This window comes from Colwellia sp. MB02u-9 (assembly GCF_014077085.1).
In the GTDB taxonomy this organism is placed as follows: domain Bacteria; phylum Pseudomonadota; class Gammaproteobacteria; order Enterobacterales; family Alteromonadaceae; genus Cognaticolwellia.
The window spans coordinates 1-17,421 of the sequence record NZ_JACGVF010000100.1 but is presented as its reverse complement, the minus strand read 5'-3'; the positions used below and the strand labels follow the sequence as shown (position 1 = coordinate 17,421).

The 17,421-nt window shown below is 39.1% G+C and carries 15 protein-coding genes and 1 tRNA gene; 6 read left to right on the top strand and 10 right to left on the bottom strand.

Annotated elements, in window-relative coordinates:
* Nucleotides 1-236 precede the first annotated feature (236 nt).
* A complete protein-coding gene (locus H4J65_RS16285) occupies nt 237-845 on the top strand; it encodes a TetR/AcrR family transcriptional regulator (RefSeq protein ID WP_182198831.1) in 609 nt (202 codons plus the stop codon).
* A gap of 189 nt (nt 846-1,034) precedes the next feature.
* Here the strand turns inward: H4J65_RS16285 and ccmE are convergent, their stop codons facing one another.
* The 5 genes from ccmE to ccmA are packed head-to-tail and all read right to left on the bottom strand — an operon-like array spanning nt 1,035 to nt 3,908.
* Entirely contained in the window at nt 1,035-1,547 is a 513-nt protein-coding gene (gene ccmE, locus H4J65_RS16280; RefSeq protein ID WP_182136432.1) for a cytochrome c maturation protein CcmE, read from the bottom strand.
* Nucleotides 1,548-1,558: 11 nt separating this feature from the next.
* Nucleotides 1,559-1,792 (bottom strand): heme exporter protein CcmD, encoded by a 234-nt coding sequence (ccmD, locus tag H4J65_RS16275; RefSeq protein WP_182198830.1) that lies wholly within the window; start codon nt 1,790-1,792, stop codon nt 1,559-1,561.
* The gene (locus H4J65_RS16270; protein ID WP_182136563.1) at nt 1,782-2,537 is read right to left on the bottom strand and encodes a heme ABC transporter permease; all 756 of its coding nucleotides are present in this window, start codon (nt 2,535-2,537) and stop codon (nt 1,782-1,784) included. Before H4J65_RS16270 ends, ccmD begins: the two co-directional genes overlap by 11 nt.
* A 4-nt stretch (nt 2,538-2,541) precedes the next feature.
* On the bottom strand, nt 2,542-3,225 hold the full coding sequence (gene ccmB, locus H4J65_RS16265; protein WP_182136430.1) for a heme exporter protein CcmB: 684 nt from the start codon (nt 3,223-3,225) through the stop codon (nt 2,542-2,544).
* 11 nt (nt 3,226-3,236) lie between these two features.
* The gene (gene ccmA, locus H4J65_RS16260; RefSeq protein ID WP_182198829.1) at nt 3,237-3,908 is read right to left on the bottom strand and encodes a cytochrome c biogenesis heme-transporting ATPase CcmA; all 672 of its coding nucleotides are present in this window, start codon (nt 3,906-3,908) and stop codon (nt 3,237-3,239) included.
* Nucleotides 3,909-4,267: 359 nt separating this feature from the next.
* On the opposite strand from ccmA, the gene H4J65_RS16255 reads away from it, so the two are divergent.
* Together H4J65_RS16255 and hemH are read left to right on the top strand one after the other, a co-directional pair.
* Complete coding sequence (locus H4J65_RS16255; protein WP_182198828.1) at nt 4,268-4,846, top strand: glutathione peroxidase; 579 nt, start codon at nt 4,268-4,270, stop codon at nt 4,844-4,846.
* An 8-nt stretch (nt 4,847-4,854) separates the two neighbouring features.
* A complete protein-coding gene (gene hemH, locus H4J65_RS16250) occupies nt 4,855-5,871 on the top strand; it encodes a ferrochelatase (RefSeq protein ID WP_182136427.1) in 1,017 nt (338 codons plus the stop codon).
* Between the two features lie 740 nt (nt 5,872-6,611).
* Here hemH and H4J65_RS16245 read toward each other — a convergent pair.
* From H4J65_RS16245 to pepA, 4 genes are all read right to left on the bottom strand, one after another.
* The gene (locus tag H4J65_RS16245) at nt 6,612-6,821 is read right to left on the bottom strand and encodes a cold-shock protein (RefSeq protein ID WP_146879877.1); all 210 of its coding nucleotides are present in this window, start codon (nt 6,819-6,821) and stop codon (nt 6,612-6,614) included.
* A gap of 306 nt (nt 6,822-7,127) precedes the next feature.
* Nucleotides 7,128-9,998, bottom strand: a complete 2,871-nt coding sequence (locus tag H4J65_RS16240; protein WP_182198827.1) for a valine--tRNA ligase — start codon at nt 9,996-9,998, stop codon at nt 7,128-7,130.
* A 22-nt stretch (nt 9,999-10,020) separates the two neighbouring features.
* A complete protein-coding gene (locus tag H4J65_RS16235) occupies nt 10,021-10,497 on the bottom strand; it encodes a DNA polymerase III subunit chi (protein ID WP_182198826.1) in 477 nt (158 codons plus the stop codon).
* Between the two features lie 31 nt (nt 10,498-10,528).
* On the bottom strand, nt 10,529-12,034 hold the full coding sequence (gene pepA, locus H4J65_RS16230) for a leucyl aminopeptidase (RefSeq protein ID WP_182136424.1): 1,506 nt from the start codon (nt 12,032-12,034) through the stop codon (nt 10,529-10,531).
* Between the two features lie 239 nt (nt 12,035-12,273).
* On the opposite strand from pepA, the gene lptF reads away from it, so the two are divergent.
* Together lptF and lptG are read left to right on the top strand one after the other, a co-directional pair.
* On the top strand, nt 12,274-13,398 hold the full coding sequence (lptF, locus tag H4J65_RS16225; RefSeq protein ID WP_182198825.1) for an LPS export ABC transporter permease LptF: 1,125 nt from the start codon (nt 12,274-12,276) through the stop codon (nt 13,396-13,398).
* A complete protein-coding gene (gene lptG / locus H4J65_RS16220) occupies nt 13,398-14,465 on the top strand; it encodes an LPS export ABC transporter permease LptG (RefSeq protein WP_182198824.1) in 1,068 nt (355 codons plus the stop codon). The genes lptF and lptG overlap by 1 nt, the downstream gene beginning before the upstream one ends.
* 147 nt (nt 14,466-14,612) lie before the next feature.
* Here lptG and H4J65_RS16215 read toward each other — a convergent pair whose 3' ends face one another.
* Nucleotides 14,613-15,113, bottom strand: a complete 501-nt coding sequence (locus H4J65_RS16215) for an RDD family protein (protein WP_182136421.1) — start codon at nt 15,111-15,113, stop codon at nt 14,613-14,615.
* 678 nt (nt 15,114-15,791) lie between these two features.
* On the opposite strand from H4J65_RS16215, the gene H4J65_RS16210 reads away from it, so the two are divergent.
* Nucleotides 15,792-15,876: transfer RNA gene (locus tag H4J65_RS16210), tRNA-Leu, on the top strand.
* The last annotated feature ends 1,545 nt before the right edge of the window (nt 15,877-17,421 follow it).

Sequence of the window (17,421 nt, the reverse complement as noted above, 5' to 3'; positions counted from 1 at the left end):
AGGTATGTTATGTGATATCACAATAGTTTTAACAGCCACTGAAACCAATATCTTGAGATGGCCTGCGCATAACAAGATCACAAGTTTAATGAAACTGTTATAATAGTGAATCGAACTGTAGGCGTTTTATGTAATTTTTATTACTGAGTCGTGAGCTAGTGAACTAAGTATAAAGTAAATGCATAAAGTAAATGTATAAAGTTAACGTATAAAGTTAATATGGGTGATAGGGGTGTATGGCAAATATTCGAAGTAAAAGTGAAAGTAAAAGAAAACAAATTCTTGATGCTGCGACTATGCTGTTTACTGAGCAAGGCTATAGCTCAACTAGTATGGCTGAAATTGCCCAAGATGCCGAGGTTTCAAAACAAACTGTCTATAGCCATTTTGGTAATAAAGATGAATTGTTTGCCGCGTCAATAAAGCAAAAGTGTGATTCATATCATATGACTGAAATTGGCCTAGATACCGCCAATGAGCCGGCAGAAATTTTATTTGTTTTGGCGAAACGTTTTTTGGCTATGCTGACCTCAAAGGAAGCACTGGCCATTCATAAGATTTGTGCTTATGAGTCAAAATCATACCCCCAGTTGTCAGAGCTATTTTATCAAGAAGGTCCAGAACGTATTGTTAATGACGTGGCAATACTGATGGCCGATTTCGACAGCAAGCAACAATTAGCTATTCCAACCCCTAAATTTGCGGCACTACAGTTTTTAAATATGGTGAAAGGAGAATGTTGGATGCGTGTGGAATTTAATACCAAAAAACAACTATCTGAAGCAGAAATTAATCGCTATTTAACATCGAGTATTGCCATGTTCACTAAGGGCTATTCGCTTTAGTTTTTAACGACTACTGTTAAATTTATCTTATAGGTATTTACATGGCTAATAGTACTGGCAAAGTCAGTAGCGAAAGTAAGTCGGGAAAGCCAGTAGTGAAAGTAAGTAGGGGAAAATAATAGTGTTTATCAAAAAAGAAAGCGAACCTAGAGTGAGTTCGCTTTCTTTGTCGTTCTGCGTTTGTTTGGGCTAGTAAGTTGTTTCTAACAGATTCTTGCTATAACTGGAGTTAACCGGCTTTTCAGTCGCATCGTCAAGCAGCTCTCTAGGCATATAATTTTCATCATGCTTTGCTAATACTTCGCTCGCTTCAATGACATTACCATTGACTAAAATACCATTAGCGACAATACCTTGTCCTTCACGAAACAAATCAGGCAAAATACCGTCATAGCTTACCGTAACGGTTGGATCAGTCTCAGAGAAGCTAATCGGCATTCTCATATCAGCGAGTTTAAAACTGACTTTTAAGCTTTCGCTATTACGATGCACACTGCCTGGCACCACTAAACCACCAATACGTAAGCGTTGGCCGTTAATGGCTTTAAGACCGGTATCTTGTTTGCCATTATATATTTCAGAAGGCTTATAGAATAAATCAATATTTTGACTTAACGCGTACAAAACAAGCCCGGCAACAACGCCTAAGCCGATGATTATTGACGTGACTATCGTTAATCGCTTCTTACGACGGGGATTCATACTGTTACCTCTTAAGTTTTATGACTGATGTCAGTACGGGTTTGTGTGTTTTGTAGCTCGGCCGCTTGACGTAATTTTGCTTCGCGTTTTTGACGCTGAGCTATTTGTTGCTTAATTTTTTTATGATCCGTGATACTCGAAAACACTAATAAGGCTAAAGCCAACATACTAACGCCATAGGATAACCAGACATAAAAGCCATAGCCGCCCATAGCGATAAAAGCACTGAAACTATCAAACTGCATGCGCTTTCTCCTCAGTAGCCACTAATTCACGTACCCAAGGGCGCATACTGTTGCGATTGAGTATTTCGCTGCGAAAACGTAAGCAGATTAACGCTGTGACTAAAAAAGCAAAACCAATAAAACAAACCAAAAATGGCCAAAACATATCTGCAGTCATCGAAGGTTGGCCTAGCTTACTCACGGTTGCCCCTTGATGCAGGGTGTTCCACCACTCGACAGAATATTTAATAATCGGTAAATTAATCACGCCCACTAAGGCAAGAATGCCGGCTGCTTTGCCTGCTAAATTTTTATCTTCAAAAGCATTATGTAAAGCGATAACGCCCAAGTATAAAAATAATAATATTAGCTCAGAAGTCAGTCGGGCATCCCAAATCCACCACGTACCCCACATAGGTTTGCCCCAGGCCGCACCGGTAATGAGGGCGATAAAAGTAAAAGTCGCGCCGATAGGTGCCATGGCAGCCGCTGTGGCATCAGCAAGTCTTAATTGCCACACTAAGCTAGATAACGCGGCAATGGCCATGCCTAAGTATATACCCATAGACAACATCGCCGCAGGTACATGTAAATAGAATATTCTAAAGGTATCACCTTGTTGATAATCAGCAGGGGCAAATAGTAAGGCCCAGGTAATACCAATAGCTAAAAAAACAAAGGCTAGGCGCGCGCACCAAGGTAATATTTTACCCGCAAAATGATAGCTAATCTCAGGATTTGCGTAAGGGTGAAGCCACTTCCACATCATATTAATTTGTACTCACTTTCAGCGCTGCACTTACAGCAAATGGGGCCAAGGTTAACGAGGCAAAAAATATTGCCGCGATTATAGCAAGTTGTCCGTTATAAGGTAAGTTCATTGCCGCAGTATCGATTGCGCTAGTGGCAAAAATAAGTACGGGAATGTACAGCGGCAGTACCAATAAGCTGAGTAATACCCCTCCTTTTTTAATGCCAACAGTTAAAGCAACACCAATAGCGCCAAGCAAGCTCAATACTGGCGTACCCAGTAATAGTGTTAGCATGAGCGCACCATAGCTGTGCTCATTTAAATGCAATAATACCGCGAGCAATGGCGCGATCAGTATTAATGGTAAGCCAGTAAGCAACCAATGTGCAACAATTTTAGCCAGCACTAATATAAATATTGGCTGCGGACTTAATAGCATTTGTTCTAGTGAGCCGTCTGCGTAATCAGACTTAAATAATCTGTCCAGTGATAGCAAAGTGGCGAGTAAAGCCGCAACCCAAATAATGCCTGGGGCAATGCGTGATAACGTTGTACTTTCTGGGCCAACGCCTAACGGAAATAGCGTGACGACAATAACAAAGAACAATAAAGGATTAATAATGTCGTCGCGATGACGAAAAGCGATCATCAGATCTCTTTTAACAATTAAGCCAAAGGCCGCGCGGTAAGAAACTTGTGTCATAAGTGATGACCCTAATAAAAACGATAAGCTAAAGTGACTTTCTTTACTCGCTCTGCGGGTAATGAGAGATCTTGATGAGTGGTTAATATCACACAGCCACCGTTGTCAGCATGTTGTAAAAATAATTGTTCTAATTTTTCCACGCCTAACTTATCAATAGCGGTGAAGGGTTCATCTAAAATCCAAATTTTAGCTTGGCTTTGCCATAAGCGGGCTAAAGATATTCGACGGTGCTGTCCTGCACTTAAGTGAGCAGCCAGCGCATCCTCAAAGCCAAGTAAGTTTACTTCTGCTAATGTCGCCTCGGCTGTGGCACTATTTAGGCCATGTAAAGCTAGATTAAACTCGAGATTTTCTTGTGCGGTCATCTCGTCTTTAACGCCAGGTAAGTGACCTAAATAAAGTAAATCCTGATGGAATGTTTCACGTTGCTGCGTAATACTTTCATCTTGAAAATAAACCGTACCTTCATAGGGTTGAGAAAGACCGGAAAGAATACGCAACAAACTGGTTTTTCCAGCACCATTTGGCCCTTCAACTTGCACAATATCGCCTGCGGCAATGTTAATATCAAGCGTTTCAAACAACAGGCGGTCGCCACGTATACAAGCTAAGTTACTAGCACTTAGTAAGCTATTGGTGTTCGGCGTAAATACTGTGTTTTCGCTGTGTAATCTGGACAAACTTTTTCACTTAATTGTTACGTGTAGGCATGGGGTCATGTCACTATTGAGATGATAATAACCTAATTAACCGACTAGCTTTTGATTTATGTCATTAGGTTGTAATGCGTGTTTCAGGTTTTATTATAATTGCTGCAAACACATTGCAGGCTACTATATCGTTCAATAAAGCTGAGTAACAGTTTTTCCGCACCGCTTTGTTAATAAGGCTATTTAATTTTTAATAAGTGATCAATTTATTGCTCCAATTCGTATAATAGCGGATAGAATACATAGCACATTATCATCAGCACGGATAATTCCTTTGCTGAGATAATTACGATAATATGTCGGTAGAAATAGCCTTAAGAAGGAAGCTCATGAAAAATTTATTGTTGATTAGCATTATTGCTTTAACAAGCTTTACCGTTAAAGCGCAGGCCGAAGTCGATATCACTAAAAACATTAACATCGACCCTTCAGCACAATGTTTAGCATATATGCAACACAGTGAAAAAAAATTGCATGCTAAAGAACTGCTTGATCTTTGTCAGTTAACGGCGGGTAAGGCAATGTTAATTGTCAATACGGCTAGTCATTGTGGTTTTACTCCACAATTTACAGCGCTCGAAGCTTTGCATAAAGAATACCAAGAGCAAGGTCTAGTGGTCATCGGTTTCCCATCAGATGACTTTTTTCAAGAAGAAGATGACGAAAAAGATACCGCTGATATCTGTTTTGTAAACTATGGCGTAACTTTTACTATGTTATCGCCTGTGCATGTATATGGCAGTGATGCTCATCCTATTTTTAAAGCATTAGCGGAAAAAACCACTGCACCTAAATGGAATTTTTATAAGTATTTAGTTAGTGCGGATGGTAAAACGGTTAAGCACTTCAACAGCCGCGTAAAGCCTGATTCAGACATTTTCATCAATGCCATTAACGAAATATTATAGAGAGAATTATGTCAAGATATGCAGGCCAAAGTAAAAAAATTCATGATTGCACGACAAAAACGGGCGTATTATTAACTAATTTAGGCACACCCGATAGCCCAACACCAAAGGCACTTAGGCGTTATTTGGGCGAGTTTTTATCTGATCCACGAGTAGTGGAAATTCCTCGCTTGATTTGGTTTGTGATTTTACATGGCATTATTCTTCGAGTGCGGCCCAAGAAATCAGCTAAGTTATATGAAACGGTTTGGACTGAGGAAGGTTCGCCTTTGTTAGTGATTAGTAAGCAACAAAAAGCTAAAGTTGAGAAAGTACTCACAGCAAAGTATGGCGATAACGTGATGGTTGATGTGGCTATGCGTTATGGTAATCCATCGATTGGTGATGCTTTAGAAAATTTTCAAAAAAACGGTGTTAACAATATTATTGTTCTCCCTTTGTATCCACAATATGCGGGTCCAACTATAGGGGCAACCTTTGATGCTGTGTTCAATAAAATTAAAAAATGGCGCTGGATACCAAGTATCCATTTTCAAAGTGGTTATCACGACAAACCTTTATACATTAAGGCATTAGCGGCCAGCATTAATAACTATATAGCTGAACATGGTAAGCCTGATAAGTTAGTTTTTTCTTATCATGGTATGCCAAAGTATTTTTTAGAGCAGGGCGACCCATACTATTGTTTTAGTCATAAAACCACCCGTTTAGTGGTTGAAGAACTTGGCTTAAGTAAAGATGATTATGTTATGACCTTTCAATCGCGTTTTGGTAAAGCCGAGTGGCTTAAACCTTATACAGATGAAACCTTGGCAAAACTTGCTGAAGATGGCAATAAGCATGTAGCGATTATTAGCCCAGCATTTAGTGCCGACTGTTTAGAAACTTTAGAAGAATTAGTACACGAAAACAAAGACGTATTTATTGATGCGGGAGGTGAAAAATATCATTATATTCCAGCACTAAATGATGATGATGCACACATTGACGTTATGCTTGAATTAATAGAACCACATATTAATTAAATACTCTGCTTTAAAGAATATAGATACCAAGACTTATTTTGCTAGCATCATATGGGTCAGTTATTGCTCAGCTAGGCAGCTGTGCTTAAGTAGTTTTTTCTATTGAACTTAACTATTGAATTTAGCTATTGAACTTAAATAGTTGTCGTTTACTTTTCGGCAATTATTTAAATTCTTGTTTATCTTCGTCATTAAAATAAATAATCGATTATTCTGAGATGGCTTAAGCCGTCTATGCTCGCGTTATCTTCAATCCCAATAATTAATATCGCTGGTCAATATGCGCTTGCATTGTTCTACTGGCTTGCACCCATTTCATTATGTTATTACTTAGCTATGCTGGTTAAAATACACTACGGCTGCTGTGCTCTCAATAACACACCTTAGCTATTGCTAAATCCATCGGCAAGGATTTACTCATGCTGTGAAGCGATCTGTGAAGCGATCTGTGAAGCGATCTGTTAAGCCATGGATAGCGAGTAACGGCCATGTAAGAATTAATCGTGTATCTTGCCTACATAGATGTAGGGACTTATGTTTAGTTTCGAACAATAACCATGTGCTATTGATTATATCTGCTCATTTATAAGTGCTGATTTACTTATTTCAATGGCCAGAGCTCGTCAGGTTATAGGTTGTATTGATCAGGTTTTTCAAGCGATAAAAACAAAAAAACGAAACATAAGTTTCGTTTTTTATTTAAGCACTAGTTAATACTAAAGCTTATTATGCACTGTAGACTAAGATGCAACTACGTTTTCAGCTTCAGGACCTTTTTGGCCTTGTTTTACGCTGAAAGTTACCGATTGACCATCAGTCAATGTACGGAAACCGTCGCCAGAGATTGCACTAAAATGAACAAAAACGTCAGCGCCGTTTTCTTGCTCGATGAAACCAAATCCTTTAGATTCGTTAAAAAATTTTACTTTACCAGTTACTGTATCAGACATACCAACATTTCTCGCAGGTCAAAAATTAAAGTTTAGCCAAAATGGCCATATACGGAGTAAATGCCCTCTATCTAAAATGTAGATAGAGAAAGGTTTCCAGTAACACATATTAAAGCGTCTAGGCTGATCATAGGTCTTTTGACCAATGGAGCTCTCCTTATCCCGAAACGCAAAAACTCAACGCGAATACATATTAACACATTAGAATTAAGGAATCTCTAAATAATACCAAGATTATTTTACTTTTTTAGCCCAAAAAAAAGCCAGCTAAGAGGCTGGCTTTTATGCTTTATTTTGAATCAGTGATTAAATTTCTGCAATTTGGACTTTCTGGTCAACCATTTTGGCCAGGGTAGACTCAGCATCAGCTAACTTTGCTTTTTCTTTATTGATCACAGCTTCGGGTGCTTTGCTAACAAAACTTTCATTGTTTAACTTAGCACGAACACGGTCTGCGTCTTTTGATAACTTATCAATGGCTTTGTCTAAGCGAGCTAATTCAGCGTCTTTATCGATTAAACCTGCCATAGGTATTAATATTGATAAGTCACCAACAACGGCGGTGGCAGACGCTGGACCTTTATCGTCGTCAGACAATAAGGTAATGCTCTCTAATTTTGCTAAGGCACTGATAAATTGCTCATTTTCATTCAGACGACGTTGGTCATCAGCATTAACATGTTTCAGTAGTACCGGTAATGGCTTACTTGGCGTGATATCCATTTCACCCCGAATATTACGAATGGCAACGACAAACTGTTTAACCCACTCTAAATCATCAATGGCGGTTTGGTCACATTGGCTTTGGTCAAACTGTGGAAAGCTTTGTATCATAATGCTATCGCCAGTTTTTTCAAAGTTAGTTAAGGGTACAACGCGCTGCCAAATAGTTTCAGTGATAAATGGCATAATAGGGTGCATTAAACGCAGCAAGCTTTCTAAAACATTAACTAAGGTATGACGAGTGCCACGTTGCTGTGCTTCGCTGCCTTTAAATAATATGGGTTTCGTTAATTCTAAATACCAGTCACAAAATTGATGCCAAGTAAATTCGTATAATGCTTGTGAAGCCAAGTCAAAACGAAAAGCATCAAAGGCTTCATGTACAGTTTTAACTGTTTGTTGTAATTGGCCGATAATCCAACGGTCAGCCAGTGAAAACTCCATTGAAGCACTTGGTTTTTCTGGTGTAGAGCGGCCGCAATCAAATTCTTCCGTATTCATCAGTACATAACGGCTAGCATTCCAGAGCTTGTTGGTAAAGTTACGGTAACCCTCAAGACGTTTCATATCCCAGCTAATATCACGGCCAGTGGTTGCCACAGACGTCAAGGTAAAGCGTAAAGCATCAGTACCGTGAGCTTCTATGCCGTTAGGAAATTCTTTTTTGGTCAACTTTTCAATTTTAGCGGCCATTTTAGGCTGCATCATATTACCGGTACGTTTTTGTAGTAAGTCTTCAAGTGAAACGCCATCGATCATGTCTAGGGGATCAATAACATTGCCTTTTGATTTACTCATTTTATCGCCATTTTCATCACGAATAAGGCCGGTCATGTAGATTTTTTTAAACGGTATTTGGGCTTTACCCTTTTCATCTTTGTTGAAATGCATGGTCATCATGATCATACGAGCAACCCAGAAGAAAATAATATCAAAACCAGTAACTAAAACATCAGTAGGATGGAAAGTTTTTAAATCTTCGGTTTCTTTTGGCCAACCTAGGGTTGAGAAAGTCCATAAAGCTGATGAGAACCAGGTATCAAGTACATCATCATCTTGATTTAGTTTCATGTCATCGCCAATCGGGTTATTAGCACGTACTTCTGCTTCTGTACGACCGACATAAACTTTGCCATTTTCATCATACCAAGCCGGAATTCGATGTCCCCACCACAGTTGGCGTGAAATACACCAGTCTTGAATGTTGTTCATCCAAGCAAAGTACATGTTTTCATATTGCTTAGGGACAAACTCTATTTGGCCATCTTTTACCGCGTCAACGGCAGGGCCCACAAGTTTTTCTACACGTACGTACCACTGGTCGGTAAGTAAGGGCTCAATAATAACGCCAGATCTATCACCGTAAGGGGCAACTAAATCATGTTCTTTTACTTCAACTAACAAACCTAATTCGTCAAACTTAGCTACGATAGCTTTACGGGCGATAAAACGGTCCATACCGGCAAATTCAGCAGGTAATTGTGCATCATATACGTCACACACTTCACCTTTAGTATCATAAACTTCAGCAGTGGCTAATACCGCGGCGTCTTTATCAAAAATATTGATTTGTGGTAATTGATGACGCTTACCGACTTCATTATCATTGAAGTCATGGGCTGGAGTGATTTTTACACAACCCGTGCCTTTGTCCATATCGGCATGGTCATCACCAACAATGGGAATTAAACGATTAACTAAGGGTAATAAAACCTGTTGACCAATTAAATCTTTATAACGAGGATCTTCTGGGTTTACCGCAATACCGGTATCGCCCAACATAGTTTCAGGTCGTGTGGTGGCAACCACTAAATAATCAAGACCTTCTGCTGTTTTTGCTCCATTAGCTAACGGGTAGCGTAAATGCCACATGTGGCCTTTTTTGTCTTTATTTTCGACTTCTAAATCAGAGATTGCCGTGTGGAATTTTGGATCCCAATTAACGAGGCGTTTACCGCGATAAATTAAGTTGTCTTCATATAAGCGGACAAATACTTCTTGCACAGCTTCAGACATGCCTTCATCCATGGTGAAGCGTTCACGAGACCAGTCAATAGAGTTGCCTAAACGGCGCATTTGCTTACCGATAGTGCCGCCAGATTCTTCTTTCCATTGCCAAATTTTATCAATGAAGGCTTCGCGGCCATAGTCATTACGGGTTTTGTCTTCTTCTGCGGCAATTTTACGCTCAACCACCATTTGTGTTGCAATACCGGCATGGTCACAGCCTGTTTGCCATAAGGTATTTTTACCTTGCATGCGCTGATAACGAATTAAGGTATCCATAATGGTTTGCTGAAAAGCATGGCCCATATGCAAACTACCCGTCACATTGGGTGGTGGAATGGCAATGCTGTAGCTATCGCCTTCACCTGTCGGGCTAAAGTAACCTTGTTCTTCCCAACTTTTATAAAGGGATTGTTCAATATCAGCGGGGGTAAATGTTTTTTCCATCAGAGTTTCCGTCAGAAGAATTTTAACTTGTTGTATCGATAGTTTGCGGTGCGCTTGCCACTTGGTGAGCTACCTGAAAACCCCATTGACGACAAGTTCGAAAACGATCTCGAGCTTGTTGTTTAAGTGTTTCATCACGGGGTACAAAATCTATCAAATGCGAAAATTGGTGAGCAAAGTTAGGCACCTTGCTGGTTAAATTGATTAAAACCGCACGCCGGTTTGTTGGGGGCTGCCAGCTAATTTCGACGGCAGCACCTTGTTTTGGACCTTCACCAATTAAATTATGTGGTACAAAACTTTTTGGATCAAAGGCCCATAACATTTCATCAATATCATGAGCACTTTGTTGATCTTGAGTATAAATAAATACTCGCTGATTTTGCCGGTAAAAGTGAGCTGCTTGCAGGCAGGCATAATGCAGGTGCAGCTGTGCTTCAGTGACACCTACAATACTACTTTGCTCTTCAATACTGTAGAACATTGCTTGGGTTAGCATGACTTTATTCCGGCTATAAATTCAGTGAAAACTATTCGCCTTGCTCAGCGCCAGAACGATTTAATAAGAACTGCGTTAGCATGCTTACCGGTCGGCCAGTTGAACCTTTGTTTTTACCACCGCGCCATGCCGTACCGGCAATGTCTAAATGCGCCCAATTATATTTTTTGGTAAAGCGTGATAAGAAACAGGCGGCAGTGATTGCGCCGGCTTCTTTACCACCTAAATTGGTAAAATCAGCAAATGGGCTTTCAAGTTGATCTTGATAGTCGTCCCATAAAGGCATGCGCCATGCTCTGTCACCACTTTGCTCAGAAGCGTTTAATAACTCATGCGCGAGTGGATTATGACTACTGAATAAGGCGGTTGCATGAGCACCTAAAGCCACAACACAAGCGCCTGTTAAGGTGGCAACATCAATAACCAGTTCGGGATCAAAGCGCTCAATATAGGTCAAGGCATCACATAAAACTAAACGGCCTTCAGCATCTGTGTTTAATACTTCAACGGTTTGACCCGACATAGTGGTTAAGATGTCGCCTGGGCGATAAGCGTTACTGCTTGGCATGTTTTCACAACCCGCTAAAACACCAATAACGTTGATCGGTAAGGCAAGTTCTGCCAGTGCATGCATAGCACCTAAAACACCGGCTGCACCGCCCATATCATATTTCATTTCATCCATGCCTGCGCCTGGTTTTAATGAAATACCACCACTGTCAAAGGTTAAACCTTTACCGACTAACACTAGCGGCTTTGAATCATCACCAGCGCCATCATATTTAATAATGCTCATCAGTGACTCATTAACCGAACCACGGCCTACGGCTAAATATGATCCCATGCCCAATTCAGCCATTTCTTCTTCATTAACTATTTTAGTACTGACATTGTCGTAGTTGCTATCCAGCATTTGAGCTTGTTCAGCCAAGTAGGCAGGATTACAAATATTAGGTGGCATGTTAGCCACGTTTTTACAGCTTGTTATACCTTTTGCAATAGCCAAAGCATGGTTAATAGCACGTTCACCAATCGGTAACTCACGGCGAGTGGGGACATTAAATACTATTTTACGTAAAGGGCGGCGAGGCTCTTCTTTACGGGTTTTCAAACTGTTAAAGCTGTAGAGGCAATCTTGTGTTGCTTCAATCGCTTGACGTACTTTCCAGTAGGTATCGCGGCCTTTAACATGTAATTCAGACAAAAAGCACACCGCTTCCATTGAACCGGTTTCATTTAAGGTACTGATCGTTTTGCTGATAATTTGGCGATACTGACGTTCGTCTAACTCACGTTCTTTACCACAGCCCACTAATAACACGCGTTCACTAAGAATATTTGGCACATGATGTAGTAACAACATTTGCCCTGATTTTCCCTCTAGATCGCCACGGCGTAATAAATTGCTAATATAGCCTTCACTAATTTCATCTAGTTGTTCTGCGATAGCTGACAAACGACGAGGTTCGAAAACACCGACAACAATACAGGCGCTACGTTGTTTTTCCGGACTGCCACTCTTTACACTGAACTCCATGATGTCTCCTAATTTGACTCAAATGCGTATATTTTATTGAAAATATACTATTTATCTTGCTAAAAACAGTAAATAATCGCTAAGCTTGCTTTTAAATGTATTCGGCTAAAGGCTATAATTATAGCCGTATTGCACAGCGTTACCTAGCAAGCTTAAATTTAGTTTAATGCTAAAAATAACAAGTTTACTGAAAAAATGGCTGTATGTCAGAAAAAACTAAGTTTTTATAGGATCACTTTGTGATTATATTTCGTTATTTGCTCAAAGAAGTTGCCAAAACCCAACTTGCGGTATTTCTTGTCATTATGACAATATTTATCAGTAATAAATTCGTTCGTGTGCTTGATGATGCTTCAGAAGGTGGCATTCCAGGTCATTTAGTGATGACATTTATTGGCCTCAAAATCCCTGATCTTGCCGGTATGATTTTACCCTTAAGTTTTTTTCTTGGTGTTTTATTGGCTTATGGCCGTATTTACGCTGAAAATGAAATGACAGTACTGCATGCTTGTGGTGTCAGTGAGTGGTATGTGGTGCGCGTTACCTTAATTTTAGGTTTTGTTACCGCGATTATTACCGGCATATTTACGCTTTATTTGTCGCCCATGGCAGCAGAGTATGAACATCAAGTTAAAGATAAAATTGCGTCTGATTCAGGTTTAAGTTCCTTGATTGCTGGACGTTTTCAAACCACAGGTAATAAAAAAGCAGTCATCTTTATTCATGATAAAAATCGTAATGACAATACTTTTGAAAAAGTTTTTGTCGCGCAGTTGCCTAATGAAAGTACACCAAACGCTAGTGTTATCGACTCTAGCTTAGTTTATGCCGCAACCGGCCAAGTTGTTGAAGAAGAAACTGGCTCGCAGCGTTTAATACTATCAGCCGGTACCCGTTATCAAAATGACATCAAAAATAAAGAATTTCGACAAGTTTCCTTTGATAAATATTATATTCAAATTCAAGATCAAAAGGTGGCCCATAAACGCCGCAAGCTCAGCGCAATACCAACCGCGGAGCTTTATCAAGCACAAACGCCAGAAACAAGTGCAGAAAGCCAATGGCGGATCGCCTTTCCATTGGCTTGTATTATTATGACCTTGGTGGCCGTGCCATTAAGCGTTGTCAATCCGCGCCAAGGTAAATTTGGTAAAATGCTACCGGCATTGTTACTGTTTTTAAGTTACTTTTTATTACTAACCGCGATTCGTTCAGGGATAGAAAGAGGCTCAGTGCCACAATATATTGGTTTGTGGCCAGTGCACTTTACGGTGCTGGTATTAGGCTTAAGTTTATTGGTTAAAGGCCGAAAAGGTGGTAGGAAATTTAAAGTGAAGAAAGCTAAAAATAAGGTTGCTGCTTAATGCGTATTTTAGATATGTACATAGGTCGCGTTATTACCTCTACAACTTTCACCACCTTAGCGGTATTTGTCAGTTTGAGCAGCATTATTAAATTTGTTGAGCAAATGAAGTCAGTTGGCAGAGGTAATTATGATTTGGCCCACGCTGCGCTTTACGTGCTTTATGCTATTCCACAAGATGTCTCGTTATTTTTTCCTATGTCTGCATTAATCGGTGGCTTAATTGGCATGGGGATGATGGCAAGCAGTAGTGAACTTATTGTTATGCAGGCGGCAGGGCTTTCACGTCTTGATATTATTAAATCAGTAATGAAATCAGCATTGTTATTGATCATTGTTAGTATGGCGATTGGTGAATGGCTAGCACCTCAAGGCGAAGCTGCTGCTCGACAAGTGCGAGCTCAAGCCATTTCGGGTGGGAGTTTAATTTCATCAAGTGGCGGCACGTGGGCAAAAGATGGTGACTACTTTGTTCATATAGGTGAAGTACAAGATAAGGGTTCCCTAAAAAACATCCAAATATATCGCTTTAACGAGCAGCTTAAGCTATCGAGTTGGGTATCAGCTACTAGCGCCGTTTATCAGAAAAATGCTTGGCAATTACGTGACGTTGTTGAAACCAAAATCGGCGCAACAGAAATTAGTAAAGAAAGCCAAGCCGTGATGTCTTGGCGTTCAACATTAACACCCGATAAACTAGGTGTTGTAACCGTTAAGCCTGAATCATTATCACTAAGGGGCTTAAGTGATTACTTAGAGTACCTTGAGGCCAACAAACAAGATCAAAGTCGATATTTGCTAGCTTTCTGGCGTAAAATAGCACAACCCTTTACCTTGGCAGTTATGTTATTAGTGGCGCTATCTTTTATCTTTGGTCCATTACGTTCAGTATCTATGGGGGCAAGAATTATGATGGGCGTGGCCACGGGAATTTTATTTTTTATTGTCAATGAAGTGCTAGGATCACTCAGTTTGGTTTATCAGCTACCCGCTATTTTTGGTGCTTTTATGCCTAGTCTGATTTTTGTCAGTATTGCTTTGTATTTAATGAACAAACGCGCAAGTTAGCAAGATCAAACCCAACAAAGGCTTTGAAATATTATGCTTGAAACTTGATATTGCAAAGCTTAGGTTTGAAAGCTTAGGTTGGCCACCAGAGGTGAAAGCGTTACTGCATTCACCTCGGTTTTTATATTAGTTACAGCCTCAAAATAGTTATAGCCTGCCTCTATTTGCCTCAAGCGTTAAAAGTACCACTTCAGTATCAGTTAAACGGTCTTGTAGACTCAATTTATCTTTTCTATCAAGCAAGAGCGTAAAATTGCCCAAACCTAATAATGTTGGCAATAAGCGTTTTAAAGCGGTGGTTTTAGTGATTAAGCTACCATCTTGATTTTGAACTTTTAAACGCCACGCCTTCATACCTAAAGTTTGGCCGCTTTTAGACCAAAACCAGATAAAGAAAAATGCCACCCAGCTCAGCTTCCAAAGTTCATTGGGCCACAGCAACCAATAAGTATTTGTGATGGTATCGCTTAAGTGCTGATAACCTTGCAAATCAAAAATGCCAAAATGAACCATTAATGAAATAATTAAAAAAGAAGCTGCACCAGCGCTCATGTAAACAGCGATTGTAATTAAAGCATCATACAACCATGAAGCCAAACGACGTCGAAAGCCTGCACGAGGAAAAGGTGAGTTAGAAGTTAAAGACATAGCCACATCAATAGAAAAATTTGTGCTAGTTTAACAAAAGGCCCATAAAAGTATAAGTAAGAGAGCGACATTTTTAATTTCCAAGCAGAAATCAGACAAAAACAGATGAAATATTAAGTGCTTAGAATATAAAACAGGAGGTTTAATAATAACCACTATTTGTACCCAATAGCGGGTTGGAACTGACGATAGCAGACAACTGGATATTAGCTGCAACCCAAGGACCGTGCAATAGTGAGTACTTAAAAAATTTACACCAAGCTTTGTCTTTGGCCGTTACAAAAGTTGATCAGAGAAATTTTGGAGTTTTACTCACATCTAAAAGCAAAACGATTAGTGTTGAAACAGGTATTGAATATCATATAAACTTTATTTGCTAGAGCAAAACTAAAGCGGTGGCGGTAAATCTAGCGCATTGCACAAGATCACAGTTAAGCGAAAACCTATTTAACAAAATTTACCGAGCCGCAGGTATCAAGCATACTTTTTTTGATAATATCTTCGAGACCAGAATTTGGTTGGAAAAACAGCTAAAATTGGTACAGATTGTAGCTTGATGAACAAATAATCAGCACTTAAGTAATAATGAAAGAAAAACTATTGCTAACAGGATTATTTTTCGTATAATGCTGTTGTCTTCAATAAGGCTTTATATTATTGAAGTTATAGAAAAGAAATGCCAGCGTGATGAAATTGGTATACATGGGGGATTCAAAATCCCCTGTCGAAAGACGTGTCGGTTCGAGTCCGACCGCTGGTACCATTCTTCCCTTTTCTTAAAGGGCTATAACACAAAAAACCGACAATAGACGTCGGTTTTTTTGTGCCTGACATTTGATGAAATTACGCTGTATTTTAGTGTTTTCTTGTCTTACCACTTTATCAAAACTAAATGTTCCATGCGTTGAGCTTGCCTTAAACAGCATTTTAGCTTTTGCCTCGTTACAATTGGATTGTCAATTTCATAGATAGTAGTTCATCACTTGTTAGCGATAATCTTTACCTCTTAATGAGTAAACCTATCCTAGCCGTTAAGCTTTTCTTTGTAAGCCTGCTTAGGAAAGTAAATGATAAAGTAAAATATTAGCTTTCCTGTTGAGCATTGCAGTAAACAAAGGCCAGATTTTCTCGCAGTATAATATGGCATTTATAAAGCGCATTCTGTTTATAAAAAATGCTAGGTGACTCTCAGTAGCATAGTAATAACCTAGCGTTTTTCCACGATGTATTTCTTATTCATAGCTCACAACTATAAGGTGCTGTTATAGCGCTAAGTAATTTATTTGCTAACGGCTGTCTCATTTGAACATTATTACTGAGACCATAAAAAATGAATTCTTAAAATGGTGATACTGAAAAGTTAGTGTGAACACTATGCAAGGTGCTTTTACCAAGTTAAAAGCAATACCTATATAGAGGTAATGAGTTGAACCTAATTTTATAGACTTATGGCAGTATAGCTTTAAGATAATTAAGCCAAGCATAGACGAGCCATAAATCTAATAAAAATGAACCGAAGTGACGCATTCAAATGAGTTTGCTTGGAAATACCATTTTATTGCCAAAAATCTACCAGGTGTAAATGTACTCCCTATCAATGCAATCATGTTTCCTAGTATTCAACAGTTAATAAACTAAACTTCTATCTAGCAACATGAGTTTGACGATACTGTATACATCTGTAGGTTTTTAATACGGATGTGAGTCCCTGTCATTGAATGGACTATATATAGGAGTACAGTTTTATCTTTTTAAGAGATTAATATAGTGGTTTGGAACTATTTGTTGGTTAAAACAAGATAAATTGATAAAAAATATGTCTATAAAGATAAAGTCATCCTAAAGAACTCTTTAATTAAGTTAATAGCTATATGTGTTATCGATTAAAAAATAACAATAACGTTGCTTTAATAGTCAGTCACAGCAAGGGTTGCTTAATTAAAAAGCAAACAGTCATTTAATCGCAATTTAATTGATATTAGGTGTTGACGTGAAGCCAGAAATCTCTAGAATGCGCTCCAGTTCCAAGGGGTAACCCCAAAGAGCTGTTTTAATAAGTTATCTTATTCAGTTCAAGCTGATTTGGTTAACTTAACGTGATAAAACGAGTTGTTTGAAAGTTAAAAAAACTTTTAAAATAAAACGAAATAAGCGTTGACATTAAAACAGAGTTGCGTAGAATACGCATCTCGCTTCAGGCAAGGCCTGCAGCAACGAATTACTTTACGGTATAGAGCGAATGAGATTCTGTATCGGTTAGTTATCTTCTTTGAAGAAACTAACTTTCTTTAACAATTAGTTATCATGC